The sequence below is a fragment of the Vibrio sp. 704 genome (assembly GCF_033339295.1).
Genome location: NZ_JAWOUH010001071.1, coordinates 1 through 507, shown reverse-complemented (window position 1 = coordinate 507; position 507 = coordinate 1). Strand labels below are relative to the sequence as shown.

The following is a 507-nucleotide window of genomic DNA, read 5'->3' as shown; positions in this document are numbered from 1 at the left end:
TCGGTTCAATTAGCGATTTGGACCTATGTAAAATCTTCGGAGAAACAATTTGGAGTGATGGAAGGGAATACCATTCAGCCGCGTTCTCATTTAAGGTTGATAGACAAACTGGTGACTGTAAGATCTCACAGTACAAACACCAATAAGGCTTAAAAGTTTATGAAGCGGAGTTAGGAAACTGGCTCCGCTTTTTTGATCATGACAATCGTGAAGTCGTGGTCGGAGTAACCCTCGATTAATTGTGCATCTGGGCATAGCCATCGACAATAGCGCAACACCCCCACTTTGTTATGCGATTCTAGCATTCTCATACTCGGCAGCTTTTCTTCATCGAGTAAGTTAAACACACAGCCTATTCGAGCCGTTCGATACATCTTCTCAATCATTTCAATCGTATGATTTGCATTGCTCGATTTGTAGTTTAATGAACCTGACGCAAACACATAATCACTTTGAGGAAGAACAAGCTTAGAAAAGTCGCCACAAATGAAATTAACAGGCGTTTTA

At 41.0% G+C, this 507-nt stretch carries 1 pseudogene; it reads right to left on the bottom strand.

The features are described from left to right. Positions 1–170: 170 nt before the first annotated feature. Positions 171–507: pseudogene (locus tag R7R24_RS30700) on the bottom strand (class I SAM-dependent methyltransferase); the annotation flags it as partial.